The organism is Pantoea sp. PNA 14-12 (assembly GCF_004364735.1).
Classification (GTDB): domain Bacteria; phylum Pseudomonadota; class Gammaproteobacteria; order Enterobacterales; family Enterobacteriaceae; genus Pantoea; species Pantoea stewartii.
This window is the reverse complement of record NZ_SOAJ01000004.1, coordinates 177,388-191,768: the sequence shown is the minus strand read 5'-3', so window position 1 is coordinate 191,768 and position 14,381 is coordinate 177,388. Positions and strand designations below refer to the sequence as shown.

General features: G+C 52.6%; 19 protein-coding genes. 3 read left to right on the top strand and 16 right to left on the bottom strand.

Going from position 1 to position 14,381, the window contains the following annotated elements:
* Window positions 1-98: 98 nt before the first annotated feature.
* Window positions 99-506: a hypothetical protein gene (locus tag C7434_RS14800; protein ID WP_226374570.1), complete on the top strand. Its 408-nt coding sequence runs from the start codon at window positions 99-101 to the stop codon at window positions 504-506.
* A gap of 422 nt (window positions 507-928) precedes the next feature.
* Here C7434_RS14800 and C7434_RS14795 read toward each other — a convergent pair whose 3' ends face one another.
* The 10 genes from C7434_RS14795 to C7434_RS14750 all read right to left on the bottom strand — a co-directional run bounded on the left by C7434_RS14795 (window position 929) and on the right by C7434_RS14750 (window position 8,318).
* Window positions 929-1,150 (bottom strand): ogr/Delta-like zinc finger family protein, encoded by a 222-nt coding sequence (locus C7434_RS14795; protein ID WP_033739904.1) that lies wholly within the window; start codon window positions 1,148-1,150, stop codon window positions 929-931.
* A 73-nt stretch (window positions 1,151-1,223) separates the two neighbouring features.
* Window positions 1,224-2,381 (bottom strand): contractile injection system protein, VgrG/Pvc8 family, encoded by a 1,158-nt coding sequence (locus C7434_RS14790; RefSeq protein WP_133745581.1) that lies wholly within the window; start codon window positions 2,379-2,381, stop codon window positions 1,224-1,226.
* A gap of 1 nt (window position 2,382) precedes the next feature.
* The gene (locus C7434_RS14785; protein WP_033739905.1) at window positions 2,383-2,886 is read right to left on the bottom strand and encodes a phage tail protein; all 504 of its coding nucleotides are present in this window, start codon (window positions 2,884-2,886) and stop codon (window positions 2,383-2,385) included.
* Window positions 2,887-2,892: 6 nt separating this feature from the next.
* Entirely contained in the window at window positions 2,893-5,139 is a 2,247-nt protein-coding gene (locus C7434_RS14780) for a phage tail tape measure protein (RefSeq protein WP_133745580.1), read from the bottom strand.
* Window positions 5,132-5,254, bottom strand: coding sequence for a GpE family phage tail protein (locus C7434_RS14775; RefSeq protein WP_013027268.1), 123 nt, complete (start codon window positions 5,252-5,254; stop codon window positions 5,132-5,134). The genes C7434_RS14780 and C7434_RS14775 overlap by 8 nt, the downstream gene beginning before the upstream one ends.
* Window positions 5,255-5,286: 32 nt before the next feature.
* The gene (locus C7434_RS14770; RefSeq protein ID WP_033739909.1) at window positions 5,287-5,583 is read right to left on the bottom strand and encodes a phage tail assembly protein; all 297 of its coding nucleotides are present in this window, start codon (window positions 5,581-5,583) and stop codon (window positions 5,287-5,289) included.
* A gap of 54 nt (window positions 5,584-5,637) precedes the next feature.
* On the bottom strand, window positions 5,638-6,150 hold the full coding sequence (locus C7434_RS14765) for a phage major tail tube protein (RefSeq protein WP_033739911.1): 513 nt from the start codon (window positions 6,148-6,150) through the stop codon (window positions 5,638-5,640).
* A 12-nt stretch (window positions 6,151-6,162) separates the two neighbouring features.
* A complete protein-coding gene (locus C7434_RS14760; protein ID WP_033739912.1) occupies window positions 6,163-7,332 on the bottom strand; it encodes a phage tail sheath protein in 1,170 nt (389 codons plus the stop codon).
* Between the two features lie 101 nt (window positions 7,333-7,433).
* On the bottom strand, window positions 7,434-7,727 hold the full coding sequence (locus C7434_RS14755; RefSeq protein ID WP_039341965.1) for a YciI family protein: 294 nt from the start codon (window positions 7,725-7,727) through the stop codon (window positions 7,434-7,436).
* Between the two features lie 12 nt (window positions 7,728-7,739).
* On the bottom strand, window positions 7,740-8,318 hold the full coding sequence (locus C7434_RS14750) for a recombinase family protein (protein ID WP_033739914.1): 579 nt from the start codon (window positions 8,316-8,318) through the stop codon (window positions 7,740-7,742).
* A 461-nt stretch (window positions 8,319-8,779) separates the two neighbouring features.
* Between C7434_RS14750 and C7434_RS14745 the strand changes: the two genes are divergently transcribed.
* On the top strand, window positions 8,780-9,028 hold the full coding sequence (locus C7434_RS14745) for a hypothetical protein (RefSeq protein ID WP_133745579.1): 249 nt from the start codon (window positions 8,780-8,782) through the stop codon (window positions 9,026-9,028).
* Window positions 9,029-9,360: 332 nt separating this feature from the next.
* On the opposite strand, the gene C7434_RS21985 is transcribed toward C7434_RS14745, so the two are convergent.
* Window positions 9,361-9,537: a hypothetical protein gene (locus C7434_RS21985; RefSeq protein ID WP_166649059.1), complete on the bottom strand. Its 177-nt coding sequence runs from the start codon at window positions 9,535-9,537 to the stop codon at window positions 9,361-9,363.
* Window positions 9,534-10,169, bottom strand: coding sequence for a hypothetical protein (locus tag C7434_RS14740; protein WP_133745578.1), 636 nt, complete (start codon window positions 10,167-10,169; stop codon window positions 9,534-9,536). Before C7434_RS14740 ends, C7434_RS21985 begins: the two co-directional genes overlap by 4 nt.
* A gap of 108 nt (window positions 10,170-10,277) precedes the next feature.
* Between C7434_RS14740 and C7434_RS14735 the strand changes: the two genes are divergently transcribed.
* On the top strand, window positions 10,278-10,721 hold the full coding sequence (locus C7434_RS14735) for a phage tail protein (RefSeq protein ID WP_133745577.1): 444 nt from the start codon (window positions 10,278-10,280) through the stop codon (window positions 10,719-10,721).
* A 460-nt stretch (window positions 10,722-11,181) separates the two neighbouring features.
* Here the strand turns inward: C7434_RS14735 and C7434_RS14730 are convergent, their stop codons facing one another.
* From C7434_RS14730 to C7434_RS14715, 4 genes are read right to left on the bottom strand one after another with little or no spacing between them, the layout of a single operon-like run.
* Entirely contained in the window at window positions 11,182-11,793 is a 612-nt protein-coding gene (locus tag C7434_RS14730; protein WP_033739916.1) for a tail fiber assembly protein, read from the bottom strand.
* The gene (locus C7434_RS14725; RefSeq protein WP_133745576.1) at window positions 11,793-12,872 is read right to left on the bottom strand and encodes a phage tail protein; all 1,080 of its coding nucleotides are present in this window, start codon (window positions 12,870-12,872) and stop codon (window positions 11,793-11,795) included. Before C7434_RS14725 ends, C7434_RS14730 begins: the two co-directional genes overlap by 1 nt.
* The gene (locus tag C7434_RS14720; RefSeq protein WP_033739917.1) at window positions 12,869-13,477 is read right to left on the bottom strand and encodes a phage tail protein I; all 609 of its coding nucleotides are present in this window, start codon (window positions 13,475-13,477) and stop codon (window positions 12,869-12,871) included. The genes C7434_RS14725 and C7434_RS14720 overlap by 4 nt, the downstream gene beginning before the upstream one ends.
* The gene (locus tag C7434_RS14715; protein ID WP_033739920.1) at window positions 13,470-14,378 is read right to left on the bottom strand and encodes a baseplate assembly protein; all 909 of its coding nucleotides are present in this window, start codon (window positions 14,376-14,378) and stop codon (window positions 13,470-13,472) included. Before C7434_RS14715 ends, C7434_RS14720 begins: the two co-directional genes overlap by 8 nt.
* Window positions 14,379-14,381: the final 3 nt, after the last annotated feature.

The following is a 14,381-nucleotide window of genomic DNA, read 5'->3' as shown; positions in this document are numbered from 1 at the left end:
ACCACTCATTATGAAATCGTGGACATTCAGCCAGTTATCGAACCGGCAGTATCAACCCTTTTGAAACACCGCTCGGCACGACGCACGATCTCTTTCAGGTGCTGGAGGCATGTAGCCACTATGTCGATGCCCTGGTGGAATGTCACGATATCACCGCTCGTATGGCACTATGCGGCCGTCTGCTCGCTGCACTGGAAGTCTTGAAAGTTCTGTTAGACAAGCCACTGCCAGAACACCTGATTAAACGCCTCACGCTGGAGAAAGGTAATGACAAAGCCTGTCGCAGCGGTTGTTCGATAGATTCGGAAGAGATGCGGCAATATTGCAGCGCATTGACGTTAGTGTTGCTGAATCAGCCGGCTTCTACAGACTTGCAGAAACACATCACCGGTTTGTTATTCCAGATGATTAACATCATGACTGATGACTTAACCGCGCCGCGTTTTGTGCAAACAGCGTCGGGGCTGGTGATGATCGATAGCAAACTTACAGATAGCGTTCATTAATTCCGGCCCTTTCCCTTCTTCCCTTTGGAAGAAGGGAATTCGCATACCGAATTCAAATCCCAGCGCGGACTTACTCTTAGTACCAAAATACTTTATCACCCCTGCGTTTTCTTCTGCCGAAAATCGCCACGCTTTTTCTCTCTTCACCGGAAGCCTGTTTTGCCTGACTCATATCAGTAAAATCTTTTTATTCCGTACAGTAATTGCCAGTGTCCCCAAGGGCCCCGCGGCCCTCACCACCGTACAGTTATTAACAGCACTCCAAGGGCCCCGCGGCCCTCACCACCGTACAGTTATTAACAGCACTCCCAGAGGCCGCTTTCGCGCCCTTGAACGTCAACGGCTCGCTGGCCTTCAGCCTGATCTCCCAGCGATCCCATCCAGGCCGCAGCCATAAAAAAACCCGCTTTCGCGGGTTGGGCTTACAACAGCTGCGGTGACGGGTTATTGCTGCCTTTCGCCATCACCGGCACGGTATTAATCTGCGCCGGTTCGACGATAATCCCGGATACGCTCTCCAGGGTTTTAAAGGTACAACTGCAGTTAATGTTCTGGCACTGGTGATAACGTTCTTTCGTCTCTTTCGAAACGTAACGGCTGCTTTTCGTATGGGCGGCGGTCTGACATTTTGGGCAATGCATCATAGTTGTTCTCCTCTCTGGCATAGTGCAACATTAGCCAAAGGCTAAACAAAAAGCAACGATAATTAGACTAAATCTAACCACCTTGCTTTTCAACTAAGATGTATTCCACGTTTTCGGTCATCAACTCCAGGTTCAACTGGGTGGTAAAGCCACTTTTATCGAGGGTATGCACGATATTGGTAATCAGCCATTTTTGATTATCGATGACCGATTTAAAACCTTGAGCTTTGACCGGCGTTTCAGGAATCAACTCCGCAGCACCCAGCGCCAGTAGGATCTTCAGCGTAGCCCGGTTGCGTTGCAGTTCCTGCCACTTTGCCTTAGCCGCCTCCTCTGCTTCCTCCTGGCTACTGAAGTGCGTATTCAGTACATACAGCTTCTTATTGCTGCCAAAAACATAGGTTTTTCCCGGGTCTTGTTGCCCGATAGTGGGGATATTTTGGGCCGCGGGATGGACAGGGTTCACCGCCGGTGTTGCTGGCGGTATCGTGTTGACGGTTACCCCTTTCTGCTGCGCCTTTTTCTGATCGTACCATTTTGCTTCTACGCCACTGTAATCGTCGCGCTTAAACAATTTGTACTCATACTTATCGCCATCCTGTCGGTTCAGATTCAGGAGTGAAATCGGCTTTCCGCTCACGGTCACGCCCTGCCCGGGGGCAAAGAACTGCAGCATTTCTTTTTTAATTGTCGCCACCGCGCCAACCAGCATAGCCAGACGAGTAATAAATGTGCCGTCCGTTTCCTGCGTTTGATCGAGATGCTTAATCTTTTTCTTAGCTATCTCCTGCGAAACTTTCCACTTGAGGTTGTTACGTTTCGCGATTTTCTCCACGGCCTCGCCAACCGTCATGTCTGGATATGAATCAGTGATTTTAACATCGAGCGAACCGCTAAAATCGGCGCTTCGGGCGACCACCGTTATCGTGTCCGGCGCGCCCTGGTAGGTGACCTCATCAATGAGGTAGATGCCTTTATTTGCAAGCGGCTGTCCTTTCCAGCCAATCTCCAGGGCGACTTTTGCGCCAAAAGGCGGCATGACCAACTGGCCGTCGCTGTCGTCCAGCGTCAGCTCCAGTTGATCGGCCTGCAAGCCACGGTTATCCGTTAACTTCAGAGAAATCAGCCGTGGGCGAATATCTTCCGTTTTATCCTTCGTCTCAATTTTGATATTGAAGTCCGGCGTAGGCGCAACGCGCAGAGGCACCGGAATCGGGGCGATATCGCTCATCTCAGCGCCCTCCGCTCAGCGCAGAGGTAACGCTGTTGATGACAGAACCCACCCGTTGCGCTGCGTCACTGGCCCTGTTTTGCAGTTCTTCCGCCTGCCTTTTTAAGTCGCCGAACATGCTGGTCAATGAATCATCTACCCGCAACAGGTTGAGGGTAAAGCCTATCTTGCGCGCGCTGCCGTCGCTGTAAAATTCCGTATGCGTGGCCGAGAAATCTGTGACGACAAACATGCCGTAAATAATGCCATTGCCGCCAATCAGCGGCCACGCCAGGCCTTCATCGGCCATCGCCTTCAGTGCCAGCAGCGTGACATTGCCGCCGGTGATTTCAGGCCGGAGCTCGCCAGACAGGGTGATTTTATCGTCACCGGCACCCAAAAACTGGGTCGACTCACGTCGCCCTACGCGGCTGTTTTTTGCCCAGCGATAGCCCACGTCATGCTTCAGATTGTCGAAGGGAAGGGTTTGCCGTACAAACGGCATCATGCCTAATATCATCATCATGGTGAATTAATCCCTGCTAAACATGGAGTTATAGCTGCTATCAGCCGTGGACCACGGCGATGCCGTGGAATACTGTGCAACGGCCTGTCCGATCGACTGGGGGTCTCCTGTCGCATAGATGTTGTTGGTTACGGTGTGCTGACGGTTATCCACGTTTGAATTGTTAACCGAGGGCAAAGGCTGATTGAGCGTGCTGTTAAGGCTGGCGCGCGATGCGGCCGGACGGGCATCCGCGTTATCCTCATCCTCGTCGTCCTGCTCGCGCATTTTGGGCGGTGGCAGCTTGTCTTTCACCTTGTCAGATTTCTCATCGATGATGCCAAGTTTGCCCAGAACCCAGTCAATGCCGCCCCGCAGTTGGTTAAGGGCTTCACCAGGTAATTTCAGCGCTGTCGCCAGCATGTTGCCGAAGCGCTGTCCCATCTCCCCTGCTGAAGCCAGTTCCTGCTGAGAAAACTTCACGGGTTCCAGCAGCTTCGAGAACCAGGCGCCCAGCTCGGACACTTTGTTACTGAACCAGTCAAATACCGGCTTCAGCGGCGCGAACGCGTCGCTTATCGGCCCCATCGCCGCGCTGAAACCTTCAGCAACGCCGCTGATAAAAGCGCTAATCGGTTCCCAGTACTGGTAAACCAACATGGCACCCGCCGCGATAGCCGCGCCAAGCAAGACCACCGGTAGCGTAATCGCCCCCAGCGTGGCCGTAATCGCGCCACCGATGATGGCAAACGCGCTGCCCAGCAGCTCCACACCCGCCATGATAGTACTCAGCCCGCTAATGACGGGCCAGGCAATGTTCCCCACGCTGGCCAGGGAATCCACCAACGTCAGCCCACCGGCCGCCAGCGTCAGCAGGCTGTCCGAGAGCTGAGGATTGATATTCATGACGCCGGTCAGTACGGACTGTACGGACAAGCCATCCTGAGTGATAGCCTGCAGGCTGGTATCAACCGACGCGTCTGCGGCTGGCGGCTGGGCAGCGGGCGCCTGAGACAGCTGATCCAGTCGGCCACTTGCTGCGCCCTTCATCAGCACTGCGGCAGGGGCCGCGCCCTGTTCACCAAAAATGGCCTGCAGATAAGCGGCTTGTTGGGCTGCGTCGAGTTTATTTTTCTCAAATGCCGCCTGTACCTGACCGAGCACCGCGAAAATGGGCTGGTTGTTGCCCTGGTCGTCAGCGGTTTGCACATTCAACGCTTTCAGAGCGCTGTCTGCGCTGGCGTCCGGTGCCTGAACATGTGTCAACATGGCGCTGACGCCAGCACCGGCCTGGCTGCCCGTCATGCCGTTTTCCGCCAGCACGCCCATCATGGCCGCGGTCTGACCGACGCTTACACCAGCGTCCTTCGCGGCTGGCCCTACGGCGACCATCGCCGTCTTAAGCGCGGTAAAATCGGTGGTTTTATTGGCAAAGGTCGATGAGAGCACGTCGCCTAACTGACCAACCTGGTCATCTGCAATGCCGAACGCGTTTTTAATATTGAGCACCAAAGACGCGCTTTCTTGCATGCTACGTTGCGTCGCGTTTGCAAGGTTAGCCACTGCCGGTGCTGCAGCTTTTGCCTCACCCGATGAGCCACCCGATTGCGTAATCGCCGCGCGGGCTTGCACAATCTCATTTGCAGGTGACAGGTAATCAATGACTTTTCGGCCCTTCTCAACAAAGTCTTTGGCCTTCGAACTGGCACTTTGCACGTTATCTGCCAGCGCCATGCCGGCACGGTAGCGATCGCGTATGCGGTTGAGCTTGTCCTGACGTTGATTCAGCCGATCCATGGACTGACCCTGCGCATTGAGGGTGGATGTCGTCTGCTCGGCTTGTTGGTTCAGCTTCCGGCGCTCACTGCTCAACCGGCGCGTGGAAATCCCGGCGTCATTCAGCGCCTGGCGTTGCTCCTGTACCGACTGACGCAGCTGAATATTTTTTTGCTGCAGCGCGTTAGCCGACTGACGCAGCTTATCCAGCGCCTGCGTTTGTTCCGCGGTGGGGTTTTGGGTGTTTTTAAGTTGAATGGCGAGTGCTGCCGCTTCTGCCCGGGTATTTTTGAGATTTTGTTGGGTCAGCGTCAGCTCTTTGCGCGTCGCACGGAACCCTTCAATCTGCGCGGATTTAGCGTTGAGCGCATCCAGGTGGTCCTGCGTTTCCTGGATATCCGCAGACAGTTTTTCTGTTTCTTTACGCACGGCACTGAACGGGCGCGTCGCCCGATCAACCGCTTCCAGCAGCACTTGCAGCTTGAGCGTGTTACTCATCTGAGGTTACTCCACTGCGGATCATCACTCTATGCCGCCAGTCGAGTAACTCTTCCAGCGACATGGGATACATTTCTGAGGGGGGCCAGTGAAAAACGCTGGCAATATCGGCCATCAGATCATTGACCGTCATATCGCGGGGCCAGCTTACGTGGCCGATTTCGCTGACAAAAAACCAATCACCTTGCCGCCCAGGGCAATCAGGTCAACCGGGTCCAGCGCATTGCATTCCGCTTTGGTCAGCGAAGGCATCGTGATGCGAGGCAGCACCATCAACAGCGCATCCACATCGGACGAGGCCAGCTCGGCCAGTCGTACACCGCGCAGCGCGCCGGCGTTCGGTTTGACCAGTTCGACCTGGGCGATCACTACATCACCGCGTGAAATCGGGCTTTCCAGCACCACCAGGTTGTCTTTCTGTTCCGGCTTATCCAGCTGTTCCATTTTTTCTCCATCTCAATCAAGAGGGGCCAGCGCAGAACGCGCTGGCCTTTGTTATTACACCAGGCCGAGATTTTTACGGCGCTGTTCCAGACGATCGACGCCGTTGACCTTCTCCACCATGTTGACGGTGTCGATTTCAATCAGCTCTTTGCCATTCCAGGTCAGTTTGAAATAGGTATTTTTGCTGGTGACTTTGGTTTCGGCGTTTTCACCCTGCTTGGCTTCACCGAAGTCAAACGCCTGGTGCTTACCGCGCACTTCAATTTCAACGGCAATCTCTTCGCCGGTGTCATCGCGCTGATAAGAACCGGTAAAACGTAACGGAACGTTGGCCGTTGCGCCCCACTGGCTGAGTACCAGCTCATCCATACCGCCCAGCGTCCACTCCATATCGAGCGCCGCATCGTCCAGGCCGTTATCGATAAACGCGGCGCCGTTCATGCCGCCTGCGCGATAGGTATCCAGCTTGCGTGACAGCTTCGGCAACGTAACGGCGGTTACAATGCCCTGATAGCTGTTTGAATCATTAAAGAGGTTTAACCCCTTGAGTTTACGTGGCAGTGCCATTTATCCGGCTCCTTAGCTGTTTACGGATGCGGCGAAGTTCGCCAGATAGGTATCAGTGATGCGCTGACGCAGCGTCAGATCTTCCAGCGGGGGCACCGGCGTGTAGTCGTAATCGATAAACAGTTTGCCCGCCTTCAGGCTCTCTTTATCGTTCGCACTTTCGTCGTACCAGCAGTTCGCACCCAGCAGATAACCAGCGCTGACCAGTTCACGGAACTTCGCGTTGATGCCGGCGATGATTTCGCGTACCAGCACTGGCGTCAGCGGTTTATCGTTGGCCCACATGTGCGCTTCCGCCATGGTATCGGCCAGCACCTGCGCTGAACGGGTGTAGTTCTCAAACGCGAAAAGCGGATCGTCGCTACAGGTGCGGTTGCCCCAGAAACGGAAGCCGTCTTTGCGGATTAGCGTGGTGACGCACTTCTCATTCAGCAAATCGGCATCGGTGCCGGTCTGTTGCAGATCCCAGAAAACGTCTGCAGAGATGCCGGTTACGCCATTGACGCCCACGTTGGACAGGGTTTTATGCCAGCCCGTATCGTTGTCAATTTTGGCGCGCAGGCCCAGCGCACGTGCGGTGGCATAAGCCATTTCAGATTTGCTGGTCGCGGTATTCCAGGCAATAAAGTCTGGCCAGATGACCATCAGCTCACGCTGGCTGAAGTTTTCGCGGTACTTCATGGCATCAGAGATGGTTTTGCTGTTCCAGGCGGACACGTAAGCAAAGCCACGCAGCTGCTGTGCAATGCTGGCCAGCGCGGTCGCCACTTCCAGCGAATCCAGCCCTGGCACGCCCAGAATACGTGGCTTAACACCCAGCTGAGTTTGCGCGCTGAGCAGCGCCTTCATGCCGGTGTATTTACCGTTCGCGTCTGTCGAGCCAATCAGGTTAGAGGTGGTTTCCGCCTGACTCGCGCCTTCTGCTACGCGAACCACGACAGTCACTGGCTTCGCCTGGTCAGCAATCGCCTGCAGCGCGGCCGCCAGGGTGCCCTGGGTACCGGCTTTGCCGATGGCTGCCTGCACGTTGGTCAGCAGAACAGGTGTGTTAAGAGGGAACGCCGTTGCATCAGCATCTTCTGCGGTGCAGATCATGCCAACAATGGCGGTTGAAACAGTCGAGATGGTGCGTGTGCCGTCATTAATTTCGATGACGCGGACACCGTGATGAAAATCAGACATCTGTAGCACTCCGTGTTGAGGGTGTGCTCAGAGTGTCAGGTCAGCAGAAAGGATGCATGCGATTGCGGTTTGCTGGCGCGTGGCTAAACAGCGGCGATAATTTACAGGGTAACGGGGCTGTCAAAAGCCTTACTCCAGAGCCGGATATCCACGTTTTGACGCAGCCCCTCTTGCCATAACGGGTCCTGCTTCAGGAGGGTTTCAACGGCTTCTTTGGATGCGGCTTCCACAATCCATAACGCACCATCGGGATGGGCCGTGGCATGCTCTCTGAGGGAGCCCGCAATCAGTACGCCTGACCTGACGCTTTCCAGCCACTGTAGATGAGCGTCCATATAGATTTTACGGATATCAGCCCGGTCGGCACGATCGTAAAAACGCACGGCAAATAACATCGCTTATTCCTGTTAGTTACTACTGTGATCGGTGGGTTTAGCGGCGTTGACTGGAAGATAGCGATACAGGGTTTTGACAGAAATATCCAGCACCAGTGCCACCTGGTAACGTGTGGCGCCGTTCGTCAGCATTCTTTTTGCCCGCTCCACGACGTCCGGCGTCATAATGCGCCGCCGCCCACCAATGCGTCCTTTCTCTCGCGCAGCGGAGAGGCCCGCTCGCGTGCGTTCAACGATCAATTCACGCTCCATCTCCGCCAGGGCGCCCATCACATGAAAGAAAAAACGCCCCATCGGCGTGCTGGTGTCGATGCTGTCCGTCAGGCTACGGAAATTGACTCCACGTTCACGCAGCTCCTCAGTGAGCATGACCAGATGACGCATGCTGCGGCCAAGCCGATCCAGCTTCCACACCACCAGAGTATCGCCTTCTTTTAACGTCCTGAGCGCCCGCTTTAGGCCTGGTCGTTCGCTGGTCTTACCGCTGATTTTATCCTCAAAAATCTGTTCACAATTTGCACTCTGCAAGGCATTCCGTTGTAAATCGGTGTTTTGGTCATTTGTTGACACCCTGACATAGCCAATCAGCATCGTTTTTCCTCTGGTAAAAGAGGGGGAGTTTGCCATTGTGCAGGTTACAGGGGCCAGGGATTTGTTTCGCGGAAACCTCGGTTTTGTAGAAGCGGTTCAAAATGAAATTTCGCGCTCCCGAGGCGTTAAACAATTCACGAGTAACGGCAAGTTCCAGGTCCCGGATGGCGTAAGCACTGTCTACTTATCCGGATGTGCTGCTGGAGGCGGCGGGGGCGGTGGGGGTTGCCGTACAAACACCAGTGAGTTTGGCGGTGGCGGCGGTGGCGGTGGCGCTGGACAGTCAGTTATTAAGCGCGCCATAGCAGTTAAGCCTGGAGAAATGATCGATGTAGTCATCGGGGCTGGTGGTGCCGGTGGAACCACGTCAGTAAACTCCGATGGCAAAGCTGGAGGAGTTGGTGGCAATACTGTTTTTGGCAATTATTTGACCCTCATCGCCGGTCAGGGTGGAGACCCTGGTGGTGGTGGTTCAGCGCAGTATGGCGGAGCTGGCGGAGGAGGTTATCCTCGCGGAAGCACTGGAAATGATGGAGCAGGAACAACGGGCTCGACGATTGGAACAGGTTGCGGCGGCGCAGGCGCATCATGTCCATTCGGTGGAGGCGGTGGCTCCGTTCGCTCATCTTCCGCAGGTAGTGCTGGAGGCCAAAATGGTTACGTTGGCGATGGTTATGGTGCTGGCGGTGCTGGCGGGTCAACAGGAATAAACGGTAAAGGGGCTGTGGGGCAGCCAGGTTTAGTCATAGTCGAATGGTAATTGGGAAAAAACAATTTTTTCTCACAAGAATTTAATAACCCTGAAGAAATAATCCGGCCAGAAATAATTAAAAACATTCAACCTTTCCATGGTTGATTTTTAATTTATATCTTTTTAAGGGTTATTTTTAAAAATATACTTCAGCATAAGTTTATTAACGCAATCCATAACAGTTGAAGCCATAACGTAGAATCATTTACTAATCATTTTATAAGCATCTTTTTGATATTTATGAGATTTAAATTAAGACCCGCTGCCGCGGGTCTTTTTCCGACGTGGTGTTCATTTCCTGGGCGGCACGAACATACCTTTTACATACTCCCAACCTTCTTCAGGCTTAACTTCACATTCTGTGATATCAACCCACTGAATAGAAGGGTGGAACAATTCCGTTATATCATCTTCCGTTGAAAATAGTTCTCTTACTGTGTTTTTTTCAATTCGCGCATAGTTTTTCATGCATATTCCTCAATGATAATAATGCCATCGCCACCGCTCCCTCCATTTTGAGCAGATGAATTACTAACAGAAAATGCACCACCACCGCCTGATCCAAACGCGCCAGGATCACCAGACAAAGATGAGCCTGCAGCAATAGGATTTCCCCCTCCACAGAAAAACGATGCGCCACCACCTCCACTCTCATAGCCCGAGCTTAAGGTAATTGCTGGGGTTCCTGCAGAGCCTCTGACATTCATGTGATTACCACCATAGCCAAGACCACTGCCGCCGTTAGAAAGTAAGCGATTCTCTCCGTAATTAAATGCTGTGCCACTTGCCGCTCGAGCGCCGTTTGATGCAGAGAGGTATCTACCAAAACTGCTGCTTTGCCCTGATTGCGGCTCGTTACCACCGACTCCACCAGAGCCACCCTTTCCGACGGTTAGCAATATGGGAAACTCAAGCTCATCGACTGAATGCCAGGAGATAGCGGTACCACCCGCCCCTCCACCTGAGCCAACCGCTCCCTGATTTGCTCCAACTGCAGAAGTCCCACCGCCACCGCCGCCGCCTCCTGTAACGATTATTTTTAGTAGTCTCGCGGTCGGTTTTGCATAAGTCGTATTTTGACTGAAAATATTTACCTTCAATAATCGGCCAAAAAGCTTTTCGTCTAAACCGAGGTTTGTATCCTCTTTTTATTATTGGCACAAAGCCCGGAAAAACTTTAAAACCTCGGTTTAGGGGAAGGCTCTGCTTTGCCGGTTGGCGTGCCGGTTCCCTGGCCATCTGAAGTACCGCCATCAGGCTGGTTGACATGTAATGGTGACGCTTTTAGCGCAGCTGATTACCCGCTTCTGGCGAAAGCCTATCCATCGCTTAAGTTACCGGATTTGCGTGGAGAGTTTATTCGCGGATGGGATAATGCTCGCGGTGTCGATAATGGAAGATCAATACTTACATCGCAGGGAGATGCGATCAGAAATATTCAAGGTATGGTTAGTGGCAGTGGTGGAATAGTTTTTGATGCTTTCTCTGGTGCATTTTATGATTCGGGATCAAGAGACGCAACATTTCCTAGCTTGTCTAACAAGGCTAATTTTTCAGATGACATTTATTTTGATGCTTCACGTGTCGTTCCTACAGCTAATGAAAACCGTCCTCGTAACATTGCATTTAACTACATCGTGAGAGCGTCTTAACATAAAGAACACATTAATGAAGATTAAATGATTATTCACCATCTACATAACTCATTACTTAACTCTGTTTAAATTACCAGCTAAAATACAGGGTTAATTTTTTCAGATTATAAGCACTACAGAAAAAATTCAATTGCAATCGGGGTTTTTAGAGAAAAATTTGGCGGTTAAAAATAATATGCAAAGCTAAATAAACATTAATACATGGCAAGGCGGCGGTGTAATCTACTAATCATGCCCCTGAATCTCAATATAACCTGGAGGCGCTCAGATGTTAAAATACCAGTTTTAATCATAGGTAATAACTCATAAGTAGTTATTTATGGAGTTTACGTGATCATATTAATTCGAAATTAAACCTTTGTTTGGTGATGTAATTGATAATGATATGGCAAGGCTATCGTTTTTGTCGCGTATAAAATTATAGTAAATGCCGTCGACGTATCGACGGCTTCTGAAATCAGTTGGCCGCCTCCTCCGGTGGCAAAGGCCATGTAACATCTGGTACCTGAAAGGTTTTAACTTCTTTTAATTTTTTTATATAGGTTAGCCAATCGATTAAGCTGGCCTTATCTTTGTCAGTGATCATGTCTAATTGCAGCTCTGTCTGCCAGACACTAATTATATTTTGCGCATTAGCTAATAATAGATTTCGTTTTTCTTCTGCAAAGGCCACTTCCGCTTCGTGCTGTGCACGGCTATCGGTTATCCATGAATTGCCATCCCATGAATCATATTTCGTTTTTGGTTTGATAGTCGTAGTGTCTTTTGGGTATGGACCTATGGTGTTTATTATTTTTTCACTACCCGTTTTAGTGTCATATACAGTCTCACCGCGATGATCATCAACTAATTTCCATTCATTATTTTCATAAACGCAAGTAGTACCTGCTTCTACTGATAAATTTGGCTTGATGGTTGAAAATGCAGGAATACCAACACCTTTTAAAATATATTCCTTTGATATGTTTTTAAACTCTCCAGTTACGGCATCGTAATTGTATACTTCCAAAAAAAGTTCTTTTGTAGATAGTTCATTTTCATCAAAAGGAAAGTCTTGTTTATTGTTCATTAGATTGCCCTCAAAATGTAATTAAATGCAATATTCCTTGGGCGGCTTATACCATAAATACCCAAGGGCCACGTATTAGACACATAATCATTCGTGGCCGGTGTCATTGAGACATACATTCCAGTAATGCTTGGTAAAGGTGTATTGTCGTAGCCCCATCGAGACTGGTCATTTAAATTGTTTATCGTAACGAGCGTATTTGTGCTTACTCCATCGTCTCCGACAACTACCGATCCATGTTGATAAGAGAGGAGACTTCTTCCGCTATCAACCCCCCGCCCATCATCCCAGCCACGAATAAACTCCCCACGCAAATCCGGTAATTTAAGCGATGGATAGGCTCTAGCCAGAAGCGGATAGGTGGCAGCGCTGAAAGCGGCACCATTACACTTTAACCACCCAGTTGGCGGATTTTCCGAAGGCCATGGAACCGGCACACCAACCGGCAAAGCAGAGCCTTCGCCTAAACCGAGGTTTTTGAGAACCTCCGCCACCAGCCCCGCATCTTTAATCTCTGCCAGCGCTTTAGCCGTTTGCAGATACTGGCTATGAGGGTTTGCCGCATCGACATGCTTCTTCATCACGTCGTCGGTATAGGCTTTCACTTCGATGACTTTGTCATCCACATACTGGCGCGTGGCCAGCACCACCGAAGGATCAATCTTTAATGTGACGGCACTGGTGCTGTTCACGATCAGAATCATGCGCACGGTCTGGGTACGGCCGCTGCCTTCCTGAAGTTGTGGCTTATAAGTTTCAGCGCAGTTTGCCACCGCAACCATAACGCCATCGGCGTCATACAGGCCAATTTCGCGGATCCAGAAGCCGCCTTCACCTTCAGGGATAATCTGCTCAGCAATAATCTGGCTGGTGTTCGCCGCATCCACCTTCAGTGAATTCAGTGCGGCGCGTCGCTTTTCGCCGACCAGTTTGGTCTGTGCAGGATCGGGCGTGGGCAAGGTGCCGCCGCCATCCCCCACCGCCATTTGGGTGATTTGCAGTTGGGTACCCAGGGCCGCGGCATTGGCCAGCTTAGCCGCGCCCTGATTGGTCAGTATGGCAAAATATTTCGTTGTCATGCTCTCACTTCCGTCAGGTCAATAAGATGGACCGCTGCGCCGGTGTAACCGGAACCGCCTGCGGTGATAACTTCAGGTGTATAGGGATAAACGGTAAGCTCATCGCCACTGTAACTGGCGGCCGCAACAGGAACGGTGCCGGTGCTGTCCAGATTGATGGATAACCCCGTCAGATGACGGCTGACCGGCTTGGCATCGGCAATTAATCGCTCCAGCTCGTTGTACATGGCCTCAGTGATACCGGTTTCCAGCACGCCCACGTCCAGGCGGAATGTGCCCGGCGCTTCGTTGGTGTTCCACCATTCCTTGATGCGGATTAGATAGCCAAGCGGCTCCACCACACGGCGCAGCGATCCAATCGTTCCCTTGTGCTTATGGATGTATTCCGATGCGGCAACTACGCTGCGCTTGGTGCTTTCGCTCCAGCCTGAATCCCAACGGTCAACCGACCAGGCCCAGGCCAGATAAGGCAGCAGCTCGACCGGGCAGGTCTGAGCATTCCACAACATGCGCATCGGCGCAGGGATGGCCTCCAGCGTTGCGCAGGCTTCCGCCGCCGCCACTTCCAGTGCCGAAGATCCGGTGGGCAGCAGGCGTTTACTCATCAGAACCTCCTACCGTGATCTGATAACCGGTGCAGAACGCCGCCTGGGTTTTATCCAGCACCACATCCGCAGTCGGCTGCGCCAGTTCGACACGCTGTACGCCTTCGACGTGCAGGGCGGCGTAAAGCGCAGACTTACGGATATCGCGGCCCAAACGTGCCTGGGTGTTCACGAACGCCTGCAGTTTTGCTTCTGAGGCAGCGCGAATAGGTTCGGCTTCGGGGCCGGGATAGAGGTACAGCGTGGCCTCGACGCGATAATCCACAATCTGAGCCGACTGAACAGTGACGCGGTCGGCGACCGGTCGTACATCTTCATCGTTCAGGGCGGCATCCACGATTGCCAGCAGATCGTTATCCGCCACGCCGTTGCCCTCGCGTGACAGCACGGTAATGGTGACGCTGGCAGGAGACGGACTGATGGCGGAAGCATCGGCGACGCGTCCGTCGGCACTGCGCGCATGAAACTCATAGGCACCCGATGGCCCTGCCACACTCAGCCCCTCAAAGGCGGCAGCAATGCGGGCGCGAAAATCTTCGTCGCGCTCCATTACGGCTTCAACAGGCGGCGTGGCGGTGGGATCTGCAGGGGTCAGTACCAGTCGCGTCACGCCGTTATTCGCGCCCAGTTGATCCAGATCGCTGCCGTTGGCCCAGGCAACCATCACCGCCTTTGCCGCCTCGTTAACGCGCTGGCGCAGGATAACTTCCCGGTACGCGTTCTCCTGCAGGAGCTTCACCAGCGGATCCGACTCCAGCGCCAGTACGCGGGCAACCGACGCCTGCTGGTCGGCAGGATAGAGCGAAATCAATGTCGCCTTGCGTTCCGCAAGCAGCGTTTCATAGTCCAGCGTTTCCACCACATTTGGCGCAGGCAGCTGGCTCAGGTCGATAGTAGGCATGAT